Annotated in this window: 22 protein-coding genes; 16 read left to right on the forward strand and 6 right to left on the reverse strand. The window is 35.6% G+C overall.

The window, feature by feature from the left end:
* The first annotated feature begins 91 nt into the window (after window positions 1-91).
* The 16 genes from ACM40_RS02395 to ACM40_RS02470 all read left to right on the forward strand — a co-directional run bounded on the left by ACM40_RS02395 (window position 92) and on the right by ACM40_RS02470 (window position 15,740).
* Window positions 92-832, forward strand: a complete 741-nt coding sequence (locus ACM40_RS02395) for an ABC transporter permease (RefSeq protein ID WP_131705319.1) — start codon at window positions 92-94, stop codon at window positions 830-832.
* Window positions 832-2,028 carry an ABC transporter ATP-binding protein gene (locus tag ACM40_RS02400; protein ID WP_048501227.1) on the forward strand — a complete coding sequence of 399 codons (1,197 nt, stop codon included), beginning with the start codon at window positions 832-834 and terminating at the stop codon, window positions 2,026-2,028. The genes ACM40_RS02395 and ACM40_RS02400 overlap by 1 nt, the downstream gene beginning before the upstream one ends.
* A gap of 9 nt (window positions 2,029-2,037) precedes the next feature.
* Complete coding sequence (locus ACM40_RS02405; RefSeq protein WP_048501228.1) at window positions 2,038-3,120, forward strand: DegT/DnrJ/EryC1/StrS family aminotransferase; 1,083 nt, start codon at window positions 2,038-2,040, stop codon at window positions 3,118-3,120.
* Between the two features lie 3 nt (window positions 3,121-3,123).
* The gene (locus tag ACM40_RS02410; protein WP_048501229.1) at window positions 3,124-3,756 is read left to right on the forward strand and encodes an acetyltransferase; all 633 of its coding nucleotides are present in this window, start codon (window positions 3,124-3,126) and stop codon (window positions 3,754-3,756) included.
* A 1-nt stretch (window position 3,757) separates the two neighbouring features.
* Window positions 3,758-4,675 carry a glycosyltransferase family 2 protein gene (locus ACM40_RS02415; RefSeq protein WP_048501230.1) on the forward strand — a complete coding sequence of 306 codons (918 nt, stop codon included), beginning with the start codon at window positions 3,758-3,760 and terminating at the stop codon, window positions 4,673-4,675.
* A gap of 3 nt (window positions 4,676-4,678) precedes the next feature.
* Window positions 4,679-5,275: an acyltransferase gene (locus ACM40_RS02420; RefSeq protein ID WP_048501231.1), complete on the forward strand. Its 597-nt coding sequence runs from the start codon at window positions 4,679-4,681 to the stop codon at window positions 5,273-5,275.
* A complete protein-coding gene (locus ACM40_RS02425) occupies window positions 5,272-6,456 on the forward strand; it encodes a glycosyltransferase family 4 protein (RefSeq protein WP_048501232.1) in 1,185 nt (394 codons plus the stop codon). Before ACM40_RS02420 ends, ACM40_RS02425 begins: the two co-directional genes overlap by 4 nt.
* A gap of 2 nt (window positions 6,457-6,458) precedes the next feature.
* Window positions 6,459-7,331 (forward strand): glycosyltransferase, encoded by an 873-nt coding sequence (locus ACM40_RS02430; protein ID WP_048501233.1) that lies wholly within the window; start codon window positions 6,459-6,461, stop codon window positions 7,329-7,331.
* A 24-nt stretch (window positions 7,332-7,355) separates the two neighbouring features.
* Window positions 7,356-8,024 (forward strand): NAD(P)-dependent oxidoreductase, encoded by a 669-nt coding sequence (locus ACM40_RS02435; protein WP_048501234.1) that lies wholly within the window; start codon window positions 7,356-7,358, stop codon window positions 8,022-8,024.
* A 10-nt stretch (window positions 8,025-8,034) separates the two neighbouring features.
* A complete protein-coding gene (locus ACM40_RS02440; protein ID WP_048501235.1) occupies window positions 8,035-8,985 on the forward strand; it encodes a glycosyltransferase family 2 protein in 951 nt (316 codons plus the stop codon).
* A gap of 10 nt (window positions 8,986-8,995) precedes the next feature.
* Window positions 8,996-9,784 carry a glycosyltransferase family 2 protein gene (locus ACM40_RS02445; protein ID WP_048501236.1) on the forward strand — a complete coding sequence of 263 codons (789 nt, stop codon included), beginning with the start codon at window positions 8,996-8,998 and terminating at the stop codon, window positions 9,782-9,784.
* Window positions 9,785-9,790: 6 nt separating this feature from the next.
* Window positions 9,791-10,753: a hypothetical protein gene (locus ACM40_RS02450; protein ID WP_048501237.1), complete on the forward strand. Its 963-nt coding sequence runs from the start codon at window positions 9,791-9,793 to the stop codon at window positions 10,751-10,753.
* Between the two features lie 160 nt (window positions 10,754-10,913).
* Window positions 10,914-12,716, forward strand: coding sequence for an asparagine synthase (glutamine-hydrolyzing) (gene asnB, locus ACM40_RS02455; RefSeq protein WP_048501238.1), 1,803 nt, complete (start codon window positions 10,914-10,916; stop codon window positions 12,714-12,716).
* Window positions 12,716-13,867 carry a glycosyltransferase family 4 protein gene (locus ACM40_RS02460; RefSeq protein WP_048501239.1) on the forward strand — a complete coding sequence of 384 codons (1,152 nt, stop codon included), beginning with the start codon at window positions 12,716-12,718 and terminating at the stop codon, window positions 13,865-13,867. Before asnB ends, ACM40_RS02460 begins: the two co-directional genes overlap by 1 nt.
* On the forward strand, window positions 13,864-14,799 hold the full coding sequence (locus ACM40_RS02465; protein ID WP_048501240.1) for a glycosyltransferase family 2 protein: 936 nt from the start codon (window positions 13,864-13,866) through the stop codon (window positions 14,797-14,799). The genes ACM40_RS02460 and ACM40_RS02465 overlap by 4 nt, the downstream gene beginning before the upstream one ends.
* A 2-nt stretch (window positions 14,800-14,801) precedes the next feature.
* Window positions 14,802-15,740 (forward strand): glycosyltransferase family 2 protein, encoded by a 939-nt coding sequence (locus ACM40_RS02470; protein ID WP_048501241.1) that lies wholly within the window; start codon window positions 14,802-14,804, stop codon window positions 15,738-15,740.
* Between the two features lie 162 nt (window positions 15,741-15,902).
* Here ACM40_RS02470 and ACM40_RS02475 read toward each other — a convergent pair whose 3' ends face one another.
* The 6 genes from ACM40_RS02475 to ACM40_RS02500 are packed head-to-tail and all read right to left on the reverse strand — an operon-like array spanning window position 15,903 to window position 21,513.
* The gene (locus ACM40_RS02475) at window positions 15,903-16,829 is read right to left on the reverse strand and encodes a hypothetical protein (RefSeq protein ID WP_048501242.1); all 927 of its coding nucleotides are present in this window, start codon (window positions 16,827-16,829) and stop codon (window positions 15,903-15,905) included.
* Between the two features lie 6 nt (window positions 16,830-16,835).
* Complete coding sequence (locus ACM40_RS02480) at window positions 16,836-18,251, reverse strand: MBOAT family O-acyltransferase (protein ID WP_048501243.1); 1,416 nt, start codon at window positions 18,249-18,251, stop codon at window positions 16,836-16,838.
* 8 nt (window positions 18,252-18,259) lie between these two features.
* A complete protein-coding gene (locus ACM40_RS02485) occupies window positions 18,260-18,637 on the reverse strand; it encodes a VOC family protein (protein ID WP_048501244.1) in 378 nt (125 codons plus the stop codon).
* On the reverse strand, window positions 18,637-18,876 hold the full coding sequence (locus tag ACM40_RS02490; RefSeq protein WP_048501245.1) for an acyl carrier protein: 240 nt from the start codon (window positions 18,874-18,876) through the stop codon (window positions 18,637-18,639). The genes ACM40_RS02485 and ACM40_RS02490 overlap by 1 nt, the downstream gene beginning before the upstream one ends.
* Before the next feature lie 4 nt (window positions 18,877-18,880).
* Window positions 18,881-19,789 (reverse strand): class I SAM-dependent methyltransferase, encoded by a 909-nt coding sequence (locus ACM40_RS02495; RefSeq protein WP_048501246.1) that lies wholly within the window; start codon window positions 19,787-19,789, stop codon window positions 18,881-18,883.
* A complete protein-coding gene (locus ACM40_RS02500; protein WP_048501247.1) occupies window positions 19,786-21,513 on the reverse strand; it encodes an HAD-IIIC family phosphatase in 1,728 nt (575 codons plus the stop codon). Before ACM40_RS02500 ends, ACM40_RS02495 begins: the two co-directional genes overlap by 4 nt.

A 21,513-nucleotide genomic window follows, 5' to 3' on the forward strand; every position in this document is an offset into this window, starting at 1 on the left:
AGTATACACATCTGATAAAAAAACACATTTTTTCCTGGAGCTTAAGTCAATTTGGCGGGATATTAAATCCTCCAATTTTTTGGCCTATCAAATGACCAAAAGGGATATACAATCTCAACACAGACAGTCTCTGCTTGGTTTCTTTTGGATTCTGGCCCCCGTCATTATAAATTCCCTGGTTTGGTTATTCTTAAATGGAGCAGGCGTAGTAAAAGTAAACACTCCCGACGGAACACCTTATCCTGTTTTTGTTATTTTAGGAACCACAATATGGAGTATCTTCGCTGAAGCTATCCAAAGCCCTATTATTTCGGTAAATGCAGGAAAATCGATTATTTCAAAAATCAATTTCCCAAAAGAAGCGTTGTTAATGAAAGGTTTTTATACCTCTCTTTTTAATTTAATTATAAAAATGGTGCCTATTATAGGTATTTTAATAATTTATAAAATCGCTCCTTCCTGGAATCTGCTTCTTTTTCCTTTTTATATTTTAGCTCTAACCCTCTTCGCTTTCACCATAGGATTAATTATTACCCCACTGGGATTAATCTATACCGATATAAGTAAAATACTCATTACAGGCATTCCTTTTTTAATGTATGTTACACCTGTAGTATATGCTGTACCGGCAATAGGAGTTTTTAAATTTTTATTTAAACTTAACCCACTAACTTATTTAATTAATGATACCCGAAATACTTTGGTAGGAGCAGAAATACATTCTTTGATGTTCACAATCATTGTAACGGTTGTCAGTTTTATCGTTTTATTAATTGGCCTGGTTATTTTTAGAAAATCGATGCCAATAGTTATTGAAAAAATTGCAGGATAATGGAAAAAGATAGAGAGGTATTAGTATCGGTACAGAATGTATCTAAAAAATTCAGCAAAAACCTGAAGAGCTCACTTAAGTATGGAGCCTCAGATATTATCCGCAGTACACTTGGTTTGTCCATAAATAAAGAATTACGCCCCCAGGAATTCTGGGCCGTAAAAGATGTTAGCTTTGAACTAGCAAGAGGAGAATGCATTGGCTTAATTGGTCATAACGGTGCCGGAAAATCGTCTCTTTTAAAAGTTTTAAACGGATTATATGCTCCGGATAAAGGCCAGATTGTCATGAAAGGGAAAATAGGAGCCCTGATAGAATTAGGTGCCGGTTTCAATCCGATACTTACAGGTCGGGAAAATATATATAACAACGCCTCCATTTTAGGGTTTACTAAAAAAGAAGTTGAAGAAAAAATACAATCTATCATAGATTTTTCGGAAATTAATGACTTTATAGATACACCCGTACAAAACTATTCTTCAGGAATGAAGGTGCGTTTAGGCTTTGCTGTTGCGGCTCATCTTGAGCCGGATATTCTGATTATTGATGAGGTATTAGCAGTTGGAGATTTAGGCTTTGTTTTAAAATGTTTTAGTAAAATTGACGAATTACTTCCTCACACAGCCGTAATCTTTGTTTCTCACAGTATGCCTATGGTTTCCCGCATCTGTAACGAAATAATCTTAATGGATCATGGTAAAGTTGAATATCAGGGAAAAGAAATAGGAAAAGGGATACAGCTTTATTACAACAAGTTCTCAAATAATAGCGAAAATAAAGTATACGACAATGGTATTTTAGAATTCATCTCGGTACAAACGGATCTTATGAATAATGAAATACACCGTAATCAGGACTTTAACCTTACTTTTGAATTCAAAATAAATAAACCTCTTGATAAATTACCTACTTTATATCTTGAATTTAAAGATAAAGAGCAAAAGCCAATTGCCGGAATCACTATTCAGGAACCCCGGGAAGATATAAACCAATCCACAAAAATTGTCTACAAAACAACTGTAAAAAATCCTCTTTTCACTTTAGGAAAATACATTATGGATGTAGGATTATATGACCCTGCCACAGAATCCCCCTATCTTAGAATCAATAATATTCTAGAGTTTACGGTAGGTGGGGAAAAAGAACAATGGATACCGTTTGAGCTTGATAGCGAAAATATCATAACTTTACAATAAAATTTATTTATGATTCCCGTAACACAACCCTTTCTGCCACCTCAGGAAGAATATGAGAAATATATAAACGGTATCTGGAAAAGAAACTGGCTTACCAATATGGGGCCACTGGCCAGTCAACTTGAAATGGAGCTTAAAGATCATTTAAAGCTCAATCATTTGCTGTTTGTAACCAACGGAACTGTTGCCATCCAGATGGCAATAAAAGCACTGGAAATTTCTGGTGAAGTAATTACTACTCCGTTTTCTTTTATTGCAACCACCAGCTCAATTGTTTGGGAAGGATGTACTCCCGTTTTTGTTGATATAGATGATAAAACTCTGTGTATCGATGCAAACAAAATTGAAGAAGCTATCACAGAAAAAACCACGGCCATCCTTGCCACCCATGTTTATGGAAACCCATGCGATGTGGAAGCAATAGACGCAATTGCAAAGAAACATAATCTAAAAGTAATCTATGACGCAGCTCATGCTTTCGGAGTAGAAATAAACGGTAGATCTGTTTTCGAATACGGAGATATCTCCACCTGTTCGCTGCATGCTACAAAACTTTACCATAGCGTTGAGGGAGGCTTGTTGATAACAAAAGACCCTGAATTACTAAAAAAGCTTGCTTACATCAGAAACTTCGGAATTTCAGGATTTGATTCATTCTCTGAATTGGGTCTTAATGGTAAAAACTCAGAATTTCATGCCGCAATGGGACTTGTTAATCTAAAATACATTTCTCAGATCCACGAAAAAAGAAAGGCACTCGCAGAACTCTACGATGAAAAGCTTAAAAATTTACACGCTGTAAAACCTCTCTGGCATTCAAAAGCTAGTGATAATCATTCTTATTATCCTGTTGTTTTGGAAAGTGAAGAATTATTGCTGAAATTAAAAAAGGAGATGGATAAACAGGAGATTTTTACAAGAAGATATTTTTATCCAAGTTTAGCTTCCGCATTGCCCTATTTGCCAAAATTAGAACTTCCTATTACTGAAGATATTGCCAAAAGAGTTTTATGTCTTCCGTTTTATTATGATCTTACTTTTGAAGAAGTTGAGTTTATTGCAAGATTAATGTTAAGAATTCAAAATAATTAAATTATGTTAATAATAGGTGCCAAAGGTTTTGCAAAAGAGGTGTTGGAAGTCTGCCATCAAAATAATGAATTAGAAAATCTTTATTTATATGATGACGTAAACGAGGATGTCTCTGGAAAATTATACGAAAAATTCCCTATCTTAAAGTCATTAGAAGAAGCTAAAGATTATTTTAAAAATGTAGATAACCGTTTTACAATCGGAATTGGAAATCCTGATCTACGGGAAAATCTTTATAAAAAATTTAAAGCTTTAGGGGGCTTGTTTTATTCCACAATTTCACCAACTTCTATAATAGGACATTATGGAAACAGTATAAAAGAAGGATCTAATATTATGCAGCAGGTTATTATTACCAATGATATTGTTGTTGGAAAAGGCGTTATCATCAACCAGCTGTCCTCTATTGGGCACGATGTTGTGATTGGTGATTTTGTTGAGATCTGTCCTAGTGTTTCTGTGTCAGGAAACTGTACAATTGGTAATAATACATTTATTGGCACCAATGCTGTTATACTTCCAAAAGTTAATATCGGTAATAATGTAGTAATAGGTGCAAGCTCTGTAGTTAATAAAGATGTCCCTGACAACTGTACTGTAATAGGAATACCTGGTAAAGTCATTAAACAAAATTAATATGTCTCAGAATCCTTTAGTAAGCGTCATCATCATTACTTATAATCAGGAAAATTATATTGGACAAGCAATTAATGGTGTATTAATGCAAAATTTCTCTGAAAATATTGAGGTAATAATTGCTGATGATAATTCCCCTGACAACACTGAAGAAGTAATAAAATCTTTCTCTGATCATCCTAATTTTGGATGCATTAAATATTTTAAACATAGAGAAAATATGGGAATGATGCCAAATTTTATTTGGGCGTATAATCAATGTAAAGGTAAATACATCGCATTGTGCGAAGGAGATGATTACTGGATCGATTCTTTGAAACTGCAAAAACAGGTCGATTTTCTGGAAAGAAACCCTGAATATAGCCTTACATTTCATAAAATAAAAGAACTTACAACCCAAGAAGAAAAATTTACGTTTACTAATCCTGATGAAGAAAAAACATATACTATCAGCGACCTTTCTAAAGAGAATTTTATCATAACTGTTTCAGTAGTTTTCAAAAAAAACATAGCAACAATGCCGGATTGGTTACAATACTCTCCTATCGGAGATTATCCGTTGCATTTGTTGAATGCATCTTATGGTCTCATAAAATATTTCCCAGATGAAATGGCTGTTTATAGAGTCGGAAGTGGGACGTGGAGCACTCAAAACACAGTAGACCAAATTATAAATACCATGTTTTCTCTGAGATTCTTATTGCAGCATTTTAAAAATGATAAAGACATTTTTGATCATCTGAAAATACAGTATACTAATTTTCAAAAAACCCTTTTAAGACCTTTTGAAGAAAGAAAATCATTGGAGATGAAAGTTAAAGATTATAACTACCTTGAAAGTATAACATCTTTTAGTTCTCTTTTAAAAATGGCGAAGATTAAAATTGTTAAGAAGTTAAAAAATAGAAATTCGAATTAACCGATGTTCCAAAAAATAAAAAATTATCTGCATAAAAAAATCTTCAAGATTGTTAAAGATTTTGAAGTACTTGAAGAGAAAAAAAGCTGGTGGCGATTTATCTCGAAACCGAATATTAATATTCACCATACTTTTGCTCCTCAAGATGTAAATATATTTAAAGGAAATGAAGGAGAATTTGGAAATATCATTATTGGCGAAACCTTTTTTGTGAGAGACTACTGCAGGATTTCGGTTCTTCCGGGGGCTACACTAAACATTGGAAAAGGAGTTTTTTTCAACAATTATTCTTCTATTAACTGCCTGAACAGTATAACTATCGGAGATAATTCTATTTTTGGAGAAGGCGTAAAAATATACGACCACAATCATAAATATGGATTTATTCCTGATTTTTCAGTCCACAAAAATGATTACACAAAAGCACCGGTAATCATCGGTAAAAATTGCTGGATCGGCAGTAATACAGTCATTCTGAAAGGTGTGGAAATCGGAGATAACTGCATCATCGGAGCAGGATGTGTTATTCATAAATCAGTGCCTGCCAACACAATTATAAAAAACAGTCAAAATTTAATCCCTGAATCTTTACAAAAATGAGTGAAACAAAAAAGATATTATTAATATCCCATGAAGCATCTTTATCAGGAGCACCTATTCTGGTCTTAAGCTTACTAAAAAAATTAAAGCAGCAAAGAAAAGACTTTACAATTGATGTTCTGTTATTAAGACCGGGACAGTTGTATGAAGATTTTGCAAAGCTTTCTGATAATAAAATTCTTGTCGCCAATCACTTCAACCAATCCTTATCTTTTGTAAACAGAAATTTTAAAAAATTGCAGAATGCCTTCTTCCCAAAACAGGAAAGCAAAGAACAACAGATTGAAAAAGTAACAGGGAAACTTCTTCAGAATAATTATGATCTGGTATATGCCAATACAGCAGAAACTTTGGAATGGACAATCCCGTTTTACAAGAAAAATATTCCTACCATCGTTGCTATTCATGAGCTTACTTTTGGTATGGAAAGTTCTTATCCGAAAGATTTTATTTTAAAAAATATTTCCAATGTATCCATGATTATTGCGGGTTCAAACGCTGTGGCAGACAACCTTATCAACAGATACAACGCCGATCCGAAAAAAGTAACAGCCATTCACTCTTTTGTAGATGAAAAGTTGGAGATTCAAAAAGATAAGCAACAGATAAAAAAGGAATTAAATATCACTGGATCCGATATAATTCTGGGTATTGCAAGTTCTCAGGAATTAAGAAAAGGAACCGATCTTGTTCCACTTTTAGTAAAAAAGATTTCGGATAAAGCAGATATCAATTTTAAATTCATCAATCTGGGTGGCTCATCCAAAAGCGGTCCTGTAAAATGTTCTAAAATTGATGCTGAAAAACTGGGTGTTGAAGACAAAATAATATATGTCGATCACAATAAAACGCCTAACGATTACATCAATATTTTTGATATCTTTCTTTTGTTATCAAGAGAAGATCCTTTCCCATTGGTAATGCTCACTGCTGCAAAACTTCATAAGCCTATTGTTGCTTTTGAGAAAAGCGGGGGTGCTGTAGAATTTTTAGAAAACGGTCATGGAATTCTGGCACCTTATCTTGATCTTGATACAATGGCCAATGAAGTCATAAAACTCATGAAAGATTCCGGACTAAGAGAAACTTATGGAGAAAGTATCAATAAAAGACTGGAAAATGAATATTCTGATAAAGAACTTACCAATAAAATTTTTACACTAATTGATAGTTTTCTTTAATTATGCTATCCATCGTTATCTCATCATACCAACAAAATTACTACGAACAGCTCGTTAAAAATATTAGCGGGACAATTGGTGAGGGTTTCCAATATGAAATTATCCAGATATGGAATCCTAATATGATGAGCATTACAAAAGCCTACAATCTCGGAGCTGAAAAAGCACAGTTTGAAAATCTTTTGTTCCTTCACGAAGACCTTGTTTTTCACACAAAAGACTGGGGAGCAAAACTTATAAAACATTTTTCAATTCCTAATGTGGGAATTTTAGGATTGGCAGGATCCGATTATGTTCCTGCTGCACCTTGTAGCTGGACAGTAACTGAAAAGTACAACTTCATCAATATTCTTCAAGGAAGCAAAGACAATCAGGAGGTTGTTTTACTTAATAGAACCCAGGCAAATATTAATCCCGTATTTGCAGTAGACGGAGTATTTCTCGCTATAAGAAAAGAAGTGTATAACCTATTTAGATTCGATGAAAGAATAACTGGATTTCACGGATATGACTTAGATTTTAGCCTCAGAGTTTCCAAAAAACGACAAAACTTCATTATTGATGATATTTTGGTAGAACATTTTTCAAAAGGAAATCCTGATAAAAAATGGTTTGATACCAATATTTTGATAAAACAAAAACTGGGCGCTGATTTTCAGAAACAAAAGGATCGGGACACCGAGAAAAAAATTTTCTTGGCTTTCCTTCAAGCATATTTCAAATACTATCCGGTTACCCTCAAAAATATTAGATTCACATTACAATTCTTTCCGATGAAAAGCTTTATTTTTAAAGATTATTTCTCCATCGCAAAAAAATATGTGAGCTACATTAAATACTCTTCACAAATAAATAAAAAATATAAAGGGGCATAAAACTCCCCTCTAAAACATACATAAATGATTATAGGAAACGGACTTATTGCTAATTCATTAAGAAATATTGATTCAAAGGATCATCTGTTCTTTGCATCCGGTGTTTCAAATTCCCTCGAAACCAAAAATTCCGAATTCGAAAGAGAATTCAGCCTTCTAAAAAATACTTTGGAAAAGCACAGCCAAAGCAAATTCATCTATTTTTCAACATTAAGCGTACACGACCAGTCCAAACAGGACAGTCCCTATGTCTTGCATAAACTTAAAATAGAGGATTATATCAAAGATAATTCCCAAAACTATCTTATTCTCAGGATTGGAAATATCGTAGGGAAAGGAGGAAACCCAAATACATTATTTAACTATTTAAAAACTCAGATTACTCACGATCATAAATTTAAAGTTCATAGCCTTGCCAGAAGACTGCTGATTGATATGGATGATATCAATAAATTTTTAGTGGAAATCTGCCCTTCTATACAGAATAAAACCATCAGCTATGCTTTTCCGTACTATTATAATTTACAGGAAATCATAGGGGCTATTGAAGAAAAAATAAATAAGAAAGCCGTTTACGATACTATAAACGAAGGAGATTTTTATCAGGTTTCCTTTGAAGAAAATGTCAATCAGTTCTTTTCTGACATCAATCCTGAAGATTATATAAAATCTTTGGTCAATAAGTATATATAAGCTACAAAAGATGAAGATCTATTTTATTATTGTTACATATAATGCCATGAAATGGGCGGAAAGATGTTTTACAAGCTTAAGGAACTCCAACATTCCTGTAAAATCAATAGTTATTGATAATGGCTCTGGCGACGGAACCCAGGAATATATTAAAAACAATTTTCCTGAAGTAGATTTTATACAGTCTTCCGAAAATTCCGGTTTTGGAAAAGCCAATAATCTGGGAATAGAAAAAGCCTATAAAGAAGGAGCTGATTTTGTATATCTTATGAATCAGGATGCCTGGATTTTTCCTGACAGTGTAGAACAGTTGCTGGAAGTTTACAATAATTATCCGGAGCAGAAGAAAATTGGGATTTTAAGTCCTATGCACATGGATGGAACCGGGAAAAAATTTGACCTTCATTTTGAAAACTACCTTGCCCAGGATTGTAAGAACAACAGATTCCTTTCTGATGTTTTTCTTCATGAAGTAAAACCCTTTTATGAAATCAGGTTTGTGAACGCTGCTCATTGGTTTATTCCCAGGAAAGTGCTGGAAAAAGTTGGCGGCTTCAATCCTTATTTCTTTCACGGTGCCGAAGATTATGATTACATCAACAGAATTACCTATTTCGGGTTAAAAATCATTGTTTGCCCGAAAAGTAAAGTGGTGCACGACGCCAAAGTCCAGGATTTCCAGAAAGAGGAAATGAAAGACCCTGCTGAAGTACTGGCAAGGAAAAGACTTTCCATGCAGATGCAGAGGGAAACAAGATATATGAATCCCAATTTCGATTATAATATCGGACGGGAGAAAAAAGCTTTTATCACCTCTCTTATGAAACACGGTATCCAGAGAAATACCGGCGAATATAAATTTTACCTGGAGCAGTACAAATTCTTTTCAAAAAGATTTGATGAGATTGAAGCTTACAGAAAACTGTCCATGAGTGGTAACCATCCCTATTTGAATATTTAAAGCATTTAAAATGGAAAAGTTACCCGTAAGCATCTGCATACTCTCCTGGAAAAGTGCTGCCAATCTGAAAAATACCCTAAGATCATACAAAAAGTACGGACTTCTGGATTTGGTGGATGATATTACGATTCTGTTTCAGGAAGTCAATGATGATGATAAAAAAATAGCAGAAAAATATAAGATTAAATATATCGGTTTAAAGGAAAATGTAGGAATAGGAAAAGGGATGAAAATGCTTGCTGAAAATGCTTCTGCCCAAAACATTCTTTTCCTGGAACATGACTGGGAACTTATTGAAGATCAAAACGCGCTGTTTTTCGAACTCAAAGGCGGATTGGATTTGTTAAATAATGGATTTGACGTAATCCGCTTCCGGAGTAGAAAAAATCCTGGCTACCCCTTGATATCCATTAGAAATAAAGGCAAAGAGCTGGATTATTATGACGATTGGCATGAATGCACCTCCCCTCACCTGCTGGAATCCCTGCACTGGCTGAATCCGGCGGTAGAATTTCCCGATAAGATACAGAAACAGGGAGACTTTTTTGTCACCACATCACGGTGGGCCAATTGGACGAATAATCCTTATCTGGTCCGAAAAAGCTTTCTTCTTGAAAAAATCCTGCCTTTCGCCGGGGAGTCCGTTTCGCTGGAAAGGAATATTGCTTCATGGTGGGTAAAACAGGACTTTAAAATAGCACAGGGCGAAGGACTTTTCACTCATAAAGACCTTGTAAAATATCCGAAGAAAAGCCTGCTCCGGAAAATACTTAATAAATTAAAAGATAAATTAAAATAAACACGAATGAGAATCCTTTTCCATGAGAACGAACTCAATTACAGAGGGACTTCCATCGCATTATATGACTACGCAGATTTCAATGAAAGGTATCTGGGAAATGAGTCTATCATCGTATATAATAAAATCCTACCTACCAACCATCCGCTCGGAATTGAAAAATTTGAAAAGAGATTTCAGGTATTCGGTTATTCGGATTTCAAAGAGGTGGATACCCTTATAAAAAACAACAATATTGACCTGTTTTATGCTATTAAAAACGGCTTTTATGATGATATAGAAACTAAGGAATGTAAAACAGTTGTTCACAGTGTTTTCAAGTATTTTGAACCTCACGGGGATGTTTATGCTTATGTATCACAATGGCTTAGCAAAGAAATGACCCAGGGTAAATCTCCGTTTGTTCCCCATATGGTCAACTTTGAAAACGAAACCCACGAAGATCTGAGAGCTGAACTTCATATTCCTAAAAATGCCAAAGTATTCGGGTATTACGGAGGCGGGCAAAGCTTCAATATCGGTTTTGTGCAGAAGATGGTGGAAAAGATTGCCTCCAGATACAAAGACATTTATTTTATCTTCATGGGCGTTGATCCGTTTGTGAAAAAAAGATGGTGGAAATCTGTTCCGGCCAATATTAAATTTTTACCTCCAAGCTCGGATGTGCTGACAAAGCTTAAATTCATCAATACGTGTAATGCTTTACTTCACGCCCGTGAAAGAGGTGAAACATTCGGGATCACTGTTGCGGAATTTGCCATCAAAGGAAAGCCTGTCATCACTTTTGCAGATTCTCCTGAAAAAGCCCATAACAATCATCTGGAAGATCAGGCTTATTATTATAAAGATGCAAAAGAACTTAAAAATATACTCCTGGATTCGGATTTAAGTTTGTCTGCCAGGGAATTATATGAGAAATTCTTACCTAACCCGGTGATGGACAAATTTAAAGAGGTATTTATTGATTAATATGAAATCAAAATCCTTAAGTACATCCCCGATATTATATTTCTTATATTATTTCATTAGTATTAAATACCAATCTCCAGATTGTGACCTATGAAGATAGGTGATATTTAGGTAAATTTGTCTATCCGAAATTAAAATTAATGATGAAAAACAATATATTATGTGTGGAATAGCCGGAATAATTAGCAATAACGCCCGAAGTTACCAGAATGAAATACAAAGAATGACGGATGCCATAGCTTATCGCGGTCCCGATTCTTCCCATCACGAATTTTATGCTAATGCTGCTTTAGGCCATCGCCGGCTTTCTATTATAGATCTTTCCGAAAACGGAAAACAGCCTATGTTTTCCAGCACAAAAAAGGAATGTATTGTGCTGAACGGTGAAATTTATGGTTACCAGGCCATCAAAGATCAATATTCCGATTATCCTTACCGCGGAAGTTCAGATACTGAAGTAGTCCTTGCCATGTATCAGAAAAAAGGGAAAAACCTCATTCATGACCTTCCCGGAATGTTTGCTTTTGCCATTTGGGATGAAGAAAAACAAGAACTATTCTGTGCAAGAGACCGTTTCGGGGAAAAGCCATTTTATTATACTATCGGAAAAAACGGGGAGTTTATTTTTGCTTCCGAAATCAAGGCTATTCTGGCATCAGGACTCATAAAACCTGAAATTGACAAGGCACAGATCGCCTATTACCTGAAAAACGGATACATCCATCCTCACAAAACGATATATAAAAATATTTTTAATCTTAAGCCTGCCCATACGCTGGTATTTAAAGATGGTAAAACAGAAGTAAAGCCTTACTGGACTATTCCTTCAGAGACCTCAAAACTGAGTCTGGATGAAAGTATTGAGAAATTTAAATACCTTTTGGACAATGCTGTAAAGAAACAGCTGGTAGCAGACGTTCCCGTAGGCTCTTTTCTTTCAGGAGGTCTGGATTCCAGTACCATCGTTGCTGTTGCTTCAAAATATAAAGAAAATATAAAAACACTGGTTTACGGCTATGAAAGCGGCGACTTGAATGAAATGCCATACGCACAGGCCATTGCAGACAAATACAAAACAGATCACCATATTCTTTTAGATAAAAAGCAAAAGATTTCGGAAACACTGCAGGAAGTATATTCCTATATGGATGAACCGTTAATGGACTCTTCCCTTCTTCCCACCCATCTCATTTTCAAGGAAGCTTCCAAGGACCTGAAGGTAATCCTTTCAGGAGATGTAGGAGACGAGCTGTTTGGAGGCTATACTTTCTATAAATACAACATCAATCTTTCTCAAAAAGGCTATTATCCGTCCTATCTTTCAAAGATGTTACTTCTGGCTGGAAAATTTAAGGATATTGGCTCGGAAAGACGTTTAAGAGCGGAATCCAGCGACACAATAGATTATCATCAGAATAAAGTCCGGAATTATTTTTCTGTCACTGAAATCAGAAAACTGGGAATCAGTGATGAAATTCCCGGACAGGATTTCAGTTTTAAGCCCACCAATGAGGATTTTAATGACCTGATGAGGATAGACCTTGAAAAATATGTTCCCGCCAATATGCTTCTTAAAGGCGACCGGACTTCTATGTACAATTCTGTAGAGGTAAGGATTCCGTTTTTGGATATTGATTTCGCTGAATTCTGTATTCAGATGCCTTGGCAGTACAAAGTAAATTCCACAGAAGATAAAATTATACTGAGAAAAGCCTACTCTCAGGCATGGACAGAGGAAATTGCAAAACGCCATAAGAACGGTTTCGGAGCTTCCGTAAAAGAATGGTTTAAAGAGCCTGAACTTGAGAATTTAAGTAAGGAGCTTCTTGAAAATAAAAACAGCTATATATTTGAGTTTTTAGATTTTAACGAAGTGCAGAAGAAGCTTAACAGGCATCATCAGCACTGGAGCTTACTGATTTTAGCACTTTGGTTTCAGAACAATAAAAATCATTTACAGTAATGATGAAAATAGGACTGACACAAAATGATTATCCCATCAAAAGAAATATTTTAAATAAAGTTTCTGAATGTGAATATGTTTTTTTGAGAAAGAACAACAATCTTTTTCATTCACTGTCTACGCTAAAGAAAATTATATTCAGGAAAAAAACGGATATTGAGGGGAGATATTTCTTTTATCAGAAACCTAAGATCGATATCCTCCATCTTTATAATGACATCAATTATTCTTCCCAGAAATGGGTAACTTCTTTTGAGACGCTTGTCCCAAGGTTTCCTGAAACTAAAAATGATCACCAGCAGACTGAACCTCAGCATATCCGCAATAAAAAAACAGAAAACGCACTCAGACAGATTGGTAAAAAAAACTGTCTGGGAATTATTTCAATATCCCAGGCTTCCGCCAATATTCAGCTGGAACTTCTGAAAAATTATCCTGATTTTCAGGAAATGATACAGTCCAAACTTTCCGTGATCCATCCTTCCCAGGAAATTATCCCGAGAGATTCGCTGAAGATCTACCAGAACACTGAGAGTTTCAACCTTATCTTTGTAGGAACCCAGTTTCATCTGAAAGGAGGGGTTGAAATGATAGAGGTTCTGAAGAAATTAAGAAAAAAATACAGCTTCAAGCTCAGCATCGTGTCTTCCTTTAAAACAGATCATTACGTAACCAAAGTCACTGAAAAAGAAGCTCTGGAAACCAAAAAAATGCTAAAAAAAGAGGAATGGATTGATATGTATGAAAATATCCCCAACGAAAAGGTAATAGAACTTATTAAGCTGTCCCATATTGGCCTTTTACCTACCTGGTCGGATACCTATGGATTTTCAGTTCTGGAAATGCAGGCAGCAGGTGTTCCCGTAATTACGACGGATATCCGGGCGTTGCCGGAGATCAATAATGAAAGCTGCGGCTGGCTTATCCATCTTCCTCAGAACCGTTTGAAACAGGCACTTTATTTCACAGTCGAACAGCGCGAGGAATTAAAAAAAACGCTGAAAATACAGCTTGAAAATATCCTGGAAGATATTTTTACCCATCCTGAACAGCTGGCAGAAAAATCAAAAAATTCAGTGGAAAGAATCAGGAAAGACCACGATCCTGTTATTTTCAGCAAAAAATTAAAAGCAATATACAGTAAGGCATGAATATCTCAGTAATTATACCGGTTTACAATGCATCCGAGTTTCTGGAAAAGGCTGTAGATTCTGCTTTGCCTTTTGAGGAAGTAAAGGAAATTGTACTTATTGAAGATCAATCTACTGACAATTCGTTGGAAATCTGCAGGAAATTGGTTTTAAAGGATTCCAGAATCAAATTATACCAACATCCTGATCAAGGAAACCACGGGGCCGGAGCGACAAGAAATTTAGGCCTTGAAAAAGCAGGCTGCGAATTCATATCGTTTTTAGATGCCGATGACCATTATCTTCCGAACCGTTTTGATGCTGAAAAGGAAATCTTTAAAGAGCAGAAAGCTGAAGGTGTCTTTGGAGCTATCGGGGTAGAATATTTATCCGAAAAAGGCAGAAAAGAATTCGAGGATAAGTTTAAAAATGTTTCTTTAACCACCGTAAATTTCCCGGCAGAAGGTGAAGAAGTTCTAAAAGGATTACTGGGTTTAACGCCTAAAGTTTTTGGAACGTTTTTCCATTTAAATACACTTACCATCAGAAAAACAGCGCTGGTAAAAAACAATCTCCGTTTCAACGAAAATCTCCGTGTACACCAGGATTCCGACTTTATTATTAAATTAGCTTCTCACTGCTATTTAAAATCCGGAATTATAGATAAGGCTATTGCAATCAGAGGCGTGCATGATAATAACAGGATTACCAAGATCATAAGATATTCACCACAATATAATGAGAGGCAGTTTCTTTTATGGAAATCATTATATGAATGGGCAGATGCCCATCCGTTACCGCCTGATTGCAAAAGAAAGATTTATTTAACTTACAAATCATTTGATTTATCTTTAAAAACAGGATTCAATAAATATTTTTGTACCTTTTTAGAGCTCATTAAGAATCCTCAAATATTAAAAACACAATACCGTTTTACGTATCTCAACCGATAAGAATGAAAATATCCGTAATAATTCCCGTCTATAATGCTGAAGAATATGTTTCGCAAGCCGTAGAATCTGCTCTGCAGTTCGAAGAAGTATATGAAGTTATTTTAATTGAAGATAAGTCTCCGGACAATGCTCTGGAAGTCTGCCGGAAGCTGGAAGAAAAGCATGACAGGGTGAAACTTTACCAGCATCCTGACAAGGGAAACCACGGTGCGGGAGCTTCCAGAAACCTGGGTATGGAAAAAGTGACGGGAGATTTTGTAGCCTTCCTGGATGCAGACGATTATTATCTGCCCAACAGATTCGATGCGGAAAGAGAACTTTTCAAAAACCCTGACGTAGAAGGTGTTTATGGGGCGATTGGGGTAAAGTATTATTCGGAAAAAGCCAGAGAGCAGTACTACTCTATTTATAAGGATAAACTGGATACGGTTTACAAAAAAACCAGGCCTGAAGATGTGTATCAGGGCCTCATCAGTTTGCGAGGAACTTTCGGACTTATCCACCTGGATACTTTAACTCTCCGAAGATCTTCTCTTTTCAAAATGGACCGGTTTTTTGAGACTTCTCTGCGCCTTCACCAGGACTCGGAAGTCACCATAAGATTTGCCTATTACCTTAAGCTTTATACAGGCATTAATGATGAAGCAATTGCCTTAAGAGGAGTTCATGAAAACAACAGGATCACAAAAGTGGATTCAGGGAAAATAAACCCTGCCCAAACCCGTGTTTTGCTTTGGAGAGAGCTGAATAATTGGGCCGAGAATGAGAAAACTGTTCCGGACCATGTAAAACTCCATATTAAAAGGATGCTTCGCAGCTTTGAGATTGCTATTGCTCCCCCTATCAAAAAATGGGGCATGATCGGTAAATATCTGATTACGGATTATCCGAGCATCCGTTCGGGTTTATTCAATATCAATTTCAGGAAAAACCTGTTTTAAGCAGGGAAGCCTGAGGCTGGAAGAGAGAAGTTATTACGGTCAAAGGTACTTCTATACTGTATTTTTTATTTCTTTAAGGCTTATTACCTTCTTTAAATGAAATACTGTCAATAACTTCCGACAATCATCTCCCCTCTTCCAGCCTTTAAATCAAAAGGTTACTTATTTTATCTTTTTCTTATCCAGAAGAATGGAATCAGCGATCTGGGCAGTAAATACTTTCCCGGACTCTTTATACATATGGTTTCCGTCAGTAAAAATATATTGATCGGATTGCTGAGAAAAGTCGAAAAATTTCACTCCTTTTTTTTGAGCAATTGATTTTATTTTTTTGCTAAAATCGGGGGAATATTTGTTTTCTATTTCCATAATTCCTTTAAAACCGGGAATTCTTACAATATAAACGGTCCCTTTGGTTTTAAGGTATTCAATAATATCTTCAAATGCATTCAGTCTATACTGGGATATTTTCTGGGTTTTTACAAATTCTATATAATCACTTACCTTGCGCTCCTGTCTTTTCCTTAAAGTATCGGGCTCCACATTTACATTAACTTCCATCCATCCGTTTTGATGCAAATACGTATTGGATTTTGCTATTGCTTCCCTGTCTCTGTAAATATTAAACCAAGTTTCAGGGTAATGTTTCAGAAGATATTCATAATTAGGTTTTACATCGTAAAGATTCATATCTGCCAAACCGGAAGTATTTTCTGACAAATCTTTTGCCTCTTTCACGTTTTTATCTATAGATAAGTTCCAGGGATCAACAGTAAGAATAAAAATACCGTCCTTTGTATCAGGATTAAGCTTTTTCTTTATGGCTTCAAAATAGACCTGACCGTAAGGCGATTCCGTAATATTCAGGGAAAAATTATTGAATTCCCGGCCTTTCAGCTTGTCATCCAAAATATTGGGGATAACAGCCTGGGAACCTCTGGAATCTCCCATAATCATATCAGAAGGTTTCGGGCCTGTAAAATGTAAATAATTATCATCCGTATTGCCGTCTGCATAGGTTCCTAAAAACAGTAAAATGGCAATAATTCCAATAATATAAAATGATATTTTGAATAAAAATTTTTTCATACCAGGTTAGAATTGTTGATAAATAAAGCTGCTATTTCCAAAAACTCCAAAATACATAATCATAAAAATAAGGAAAATGTAAAATGCTCTTCTTACTACAGGTTTAAACCTGCTGATCTCTAATCCATGCTCCTGATCCTTATTCATCCAGTCAATCAGAATGACAATCCCTATCAGACCTAAAATTTTAATTTTTAAAAACTGCGGAACTGAGAAAAGTGAAAGACTGAAAATCTTCCCATACATTCCAAAAGCGTCTTTTAAGCTTGGAGCTACAAACAAAACCAATGCAAAGCACACTAAGGCCATCGTATAGATAATATTTCCTAATTCCTTAAAGGTAGGAACGGTTTTAGACAGCTTTTTCTTTTTATTGATCTGGTTATTAACAACCAGGGGAACATAATACAACCCCTGGAGACAACCGTAAACGATGAACGTCCAGTTGGCGCCATGCCAGAAACCAATGATGACGAAATTCAGAAAAACAGCAAGCATCAATCCTTTTTTATCATAATCACGGAAAGCAATGACAAGGGGTGTAAATACATATTCTGTAAGCCATGAGGTGAGAGAAATATGCCACTTCCTCCAATAATCTGCAATATTCTGGGCAAAAAGTGGAAAAGCAAAGTTCTTGGTGGTTTTAAAGCCTAAAAGTTTTGCAAACCCGATGGCCATATCCGAGTATCCTGAAAAATCTGCATACATCTGGAATAAAAACAATATAACTCCAAAAGCTATGGTACTTCCTGAAAGATGCTCATATCCCTGGAATATATTTTCTGTAACAGGAGAAATAGTATTGGCAACCACCAGTTTTTTAAATGCTCCCAGAAGGATCTGTCTGGCTGCATCAGAACCGGTTTCCAGTGTAAAAACCCTTTCTTTTTTCAGCTGGGGAAGCAATAAGCCTCCTTTATCAATCGGGCCGGATGTCATACTCGGAAAAAAGGCAATATAGTTGAAAAATGCCAGTGCATCTGTTTCAGCTTTCAATTTATTATTCTTTATATCAAGCAGATAGCTAACCATTCTGAATGTATAAAAGCTGATACCAAGAGGTAAAATTACATTTAAAGTCAGGTTATTTTTAATTCCAAACAAATCTGTAAAAGATTGAATGAAGAAATTAAAATATTTAAAATAGAGCAGTGTACCAACGGAAAAAATCAGACCTAAATTCAGCCAGATTTTTTTTTCAGAACTTTCACTTCGGGAAATTTTTAATCCTAAATAATAAATAATCACCGAGCTTCCGATCAAAAGTATTAATAACCTCCAATCCCAATATGCATAGAATACGTAGCTGCCTAATAACAAAAATATATTCTGGGCTCTAAGATTTTTCCCGAGAACCCACCAGTAGACAGCAAAAAAAACAGAGAAGAAAAGTATAAATACCAATGATGTGAACTGCATAGGATAACTTATTTATTTAAGAGTTCGACAATTCCATAGGAAAGCATTAAAAAAGCAACCTTTCTGTTGTTGAAAAGTATGGCTTCTTTGGGAGGGGAAATAAGCATTCCCCCATTTTCGATAAGGGTTTCAATCGACTGGTCAATGTCATCCACTTCATAACAGATATGATAGTAAGATATTCTTTTCTTCAAAAGATTCTCCACGGGTGCACCTGAAACAAGTTCTATATTAAAACCGTCTTCTACAGTGATCATGCAAAGTTCTGCCTTCTGATTTTCATCAAAGACAACAGGAGTTTCCTCAATGATCTTATGAAGCTTTCTTATACTTTGGAGTTCTGCCTGTATGTCTTTACAGGCAACTCCTACATGATGAAATTTCATTATAACTTTGAAGCAACAGAATCTGCCATTTCACCTACATTGTTCCAGCTCTGAATTTCGGAAGAGGTAAAACGTATGCCGAAAGCTTTTTCCACAGCTACAATTAACTGAATATGAGAAAGAGAATCCCATTCTTCAACATCATTTGCCGTAGTTTCCTCAGTTAAATTAATTTCTTCGTTATCCAGCTCTTCACGGAAAATTTCTGATAATTTTGATAAAATTTCGTTTTTGTTCATAATATTATATGTTTTTTATTTTTAAAAATGAGGCATACATTGTGGCAACTTTCCTTTTTTCTGCTTTTTCCAGTTCTATGTCTTCGCTTACAAAGTACCTTTCATCAACAATTTCAAGGCCTGCCTGATGAATCAGGTCTCTGATTTCCTGAATAGTGTTAAAAAGGTAAATATGATCCATAGAAGGTGCATTCGTAGGTGTGGTAATGAAAATTGTTCCGTCCGGCTTTATCAGACTTTTGATTTTATTCAGCAGTGACAGCGGGTCTTCCACATGCTCCAGCACTTCTCCCATTGTAATAAAATCTTTCTTCTCATCTTCATCTGTATAATCGAACACATTTTTAAGGTGATAAACAACCTTTTCACTTTTAATTAAACTTTTGGTAAGCTCAAGTGAAGATTCGCTGATATCAAGTGCTTCAAACGTACAGTTTTCTCCAATTTTTTCCATCGCAGCCTCAAAATATAAGCCGTGTCCTGCTCCTATTTCAAGATAGGATTCCACAGGAAGAAACTGTTGGATGGTAGTTTTAAAATACTGATATACAGCATAATGATGTTTCCATAAAAACTGTGAAAGCAATAAGCCATGCATATGGGAAACCATTACATCCGGATTATTGTACATGGCCTGATTTACCTCATCAAATGATGTATTCCTGTATTTATTGGTTCTTATAAAATCCAGCATTTCCTCATTAAAATCGCCGATCATTTTAAGATAGTAATTAATAGAATCATTAAATGTCAGATTCTTTTTCTCAAGGATTACTTTGTATTTGCTGATGAAGGTATTATAATCTTTTATATAATTTTCATCTTCTGAGAGTGAGGCAAAATTTTTCTGGAGCTTTTTACCATGAATAGCATTTTTTTCGGAAATACTTTCAATAAGGTGTTCTATTTTCATATTCTGGTGTTTATGTAGACTTCTTTTAGCTGGTAATCGTCAACATTCAGCATCCATTTATCATTCTCGTTTACAAATCCTAATCTTTCATAATGATCTTTTACCATCTGGTTTTTTGCCGTAGGAAGATATTCTCCCATAATCTTTTTAAATCTATGCTTTTTTGCGGTTTCCACAATAGTATTGAGTGTAAAATCTTCCATCCCTCTTTTCAATACGCGGCAGCTCATCAGCCATGTATCTATGAAAAGGGTTTCGGGATCTTTTTTTTCCAGCACAATTACGCAGATCAATCCATTGTCGCCATATTTATCTTCCAGGGTAAAGGAAAGCGTATAATGTTCTTCAGAATTGATCAGGCGGTCTACATCCTGTTCCGTGTATCTTACCGTTCTTAAATTGAACTGGTTGGAACGCTGGGTCAGCTGGGAAACTCTTGGCTTTGAGAAATTGTCGAAAGATTTTACATCAGAAGTCATATTCATACTCTTCAGAAAATCTTCTATATTGGTAAAACTGTCCAGGTCAACTGCACGCTGTGCTTCCACCTGGTACTGTCTGGTACGCTCCGCGTCATTTTCAGAAAAACTGGAGGTTTCAAATAGATTCAGACTGTACAGATATTCCAGATATTCTGCCGGATCTTCGGGTAATTCAGGAACGCAGACTTCAGGAAGGTTTTCGCGTACGATATTCCTTTCAAACGGATTGTCATCAAGGAATACCATAGAATCAAAGCCTATATTCAGGATACTCTGGATCTTTCTGATGTTATCCGCCTTATTATCCCAGTTAGCCACAAAAACAGCAATATCCTCCATTTTAAGCACCATATCGGGATGCTTTTCGAAAGGCTCTTTTGCCTTATCTTCATCATTCTTACTGCAAACAGCCAGGATCACGCCTCTTCTCTGAAGGGCTTTAACCCAATACTGGAATTCGGTAAATGCTTTTCCTATCCCCAGGCTACCAATCTGGATCTTTTCCAGACCATCATCTCCAATGATCCCACCCCAAGTTGTATTATCCAGATCAATGATCAGGCACTTCTTAAATTTCCCTTCCAGAGAGGAAATAATACTGTTGATATGATGAGCAACGATGGGAAGGGCATCCAGTGAAAGCACCATTTCCGTGTTCACATAGATGTTCGGGGAAAACATAAAATCTCTTCCCCATTTATTTTGAATGGAAAGAAGATCTGCAATAAAAAAATTATCATTTTTAACTGCCAGCTCTGCCGAAAGCAGATAATTCAGTTTATTCAGCTGAAAAACGAAGGAAGACTCTACCTTATTCGAAAAATTTCCAAAAACCTGATTATTAATCATCGGAAAATTACAGTAGATAACCCTGCTCTTCGTTCTGTTCTGAATATTTCTGTACAGGTCTTCAATATAGGAAATCTTATTTTCCGCAAATACAGCCTGTGTATCGTAAGACTTATAATACTGGCTTAATAATTTATGAGAAGACTCAAAAATGATGGTATAATCTGCATTAAACTCATAATATTCTGAGGTAGGATCAAGGATCTGACGGGAAATCTGACCGAAATCTGCTTCGAAAATTTCAAATTCAAAGCCATCATTTACGGCGGTTCCTTTCAAAGCAACATTGAGAAACTGCGTAGCAGTATCACCAAGTAATGCCACCCTGACCTTCTTCAGCCGGGAAGTATCTTTGCGGAGTTCTTTTTTCAGTTCTGAAAACGTTTTGTACAT

Origin of the sequence: Chryseobacterium sp. BLS98 (assembly GCF_001045445.1) — a bacterium.
Taxonomy (GTDB): Bacteria; Bacteroidota; Bacteroidia; order Flavobacteriales; family Weeksellaceae; genus Chryseobacterium.

Coding starts and splice junctions, on each gene's coding strand:
- ACM40_RS02395 (WP_131705319.1), top strand. CDS start 92: ATGACCAAAAGGGATATACAATCTCAACACAGACAGTCTCTGCTTGGT.
- ACM40_RS02400 (WP_048501227.1), top strand. CDS start 832: ATGGAAAAAGATAGAGAGGTATTAGTATCGGTACAGAATGTATCTAAA.
- ACM40_RS02405 (WP_048501228.1), top strand. CDS start 2,038: ATGATTCCCGTAACACAACCCTTTCTGCCACCTCAGGAAGAATATGAG.
- ACM40_RS02410 (WP_048501229.1), top strand. CDS start 3,124: ATGTTAATAATAGGTGCCAAAGGTTTTGCAAAAGAGGTGTTGGAAGTC.
- ACM40_RS02415 (WP_048501230.1), top strand. CDS start 3,758: ATGTCTCAGAATCCTTTAGTAAGCGTCATCATCATTACTTATAATCAG.
- ACM40_RS02420 (WP_048501231.1), top strand. CDS start 4,679: ATGTTCCAAAAAATAAAAAATTATCTGCATAAAAAAATCTTCAAGATT.
- ACM40_RS02425 (WP_048501232.1), top strand. CDS start 5,272: ATGAGTGAAACAAAAAAGATATTATTAATATCCCATGAAGCATCTTTA.
- ACM40_RS02430 (WP_048501233.1), top strand. CDS start 6,459: ATGCTATCCATCGTTATCTCATCATACCAACAAAATTACTACGAACAG.
- ACM40_RS02435 (WP_048501234.1), top strand. CDS start 7,356: ATGATTATAGGAAACGGACTTATTGCTAATTCATTAAGAAATATTGAT.
- ACM40_RS02440 (WP_048501235.1), top strand. CDS start 8,035: ATGAAGATCTATTTTATTATTGTTACATATAATGCCATGAAATGGGCG.
- ACM40_RS02445 (WP_048501236.1), top strand. CDS start 8,996: ATGGAAAAGTTACCCGTAAGCATCTGCATACTCTCCTGGAAAAGTGCT.
- ACM40_RS02450 (WP_048501237.1), top strand. CDS start 9,791: ATGAGAATCCTTTTCCATGAGAACGAACTCAATTACAGAGGGACTTCC.
- asnB (WP_048501238.1), top strand. CDS start 10,914: ATGTGTGGAATAGCCGGAATAATTAGCAATAACGCCCGAAGTTACCAG.
- ACM40_RS02460 (WP_048501239.1), top strand. CDS start 12,716: ATGATGAAAATAGGACTGACACAAAATGATTATCCCATCAAAAGAAAT.
- ACM40_RS02465 (WP_048501240.1), top strand. CDS start 13,864: ATGAATATCTCAGTAATTATACCGGTTTACAATGCATCCGAGTTTCTG.
- ACM40_RS02470 (WP_048501241.1), top strand. CDS start 14,802: ATGAAAATATCCGTAATAATTCCCGTCTATAATGCTGAAGAATATGTT.
- ACM40_RS02475 (WP_048501242.1), bottom strand. CDS start 16,829: ATGAAAAAATTTTTATTCAAAATATCATTTTATATTATTGGAATTATT.
- ACM40_RS02480 (WP_048501243.1), bottom strand. CDS start 18,251: ATGCAGTTCACATCATTGGTATTTATACTTTTCTTCTCTGTTTTTTTT.
- ACM40_RS02485 (WP_048501244.1), bottom strand. CDS start 18,637: ATGAAATTTCATCATGTAGGAGTTGCCTGTAAAGACATACAGGCAGAA.
- ACM40_RS02490 (WP_048501245.1), bottom strand. CDS start 18,876: ATGAACAAAAACGAAATTTTATCAAAATTATCAGAAATTTTCCGTGAA.
- ACM40_RS02495 (WP_048501246.1), bottom strand. CDS start 19,789: ATGAAAATAGAACACCTTATTGAAAGTATTTCCGAAAAAAATGCTATT.
- ACM40_RS02500 (WP_048501247.1), bottom strand. CDS start 21,513: ATGTACAAAACGTTTTCAGAACTGAAAAAAGAACTCCGCAAAGATACT.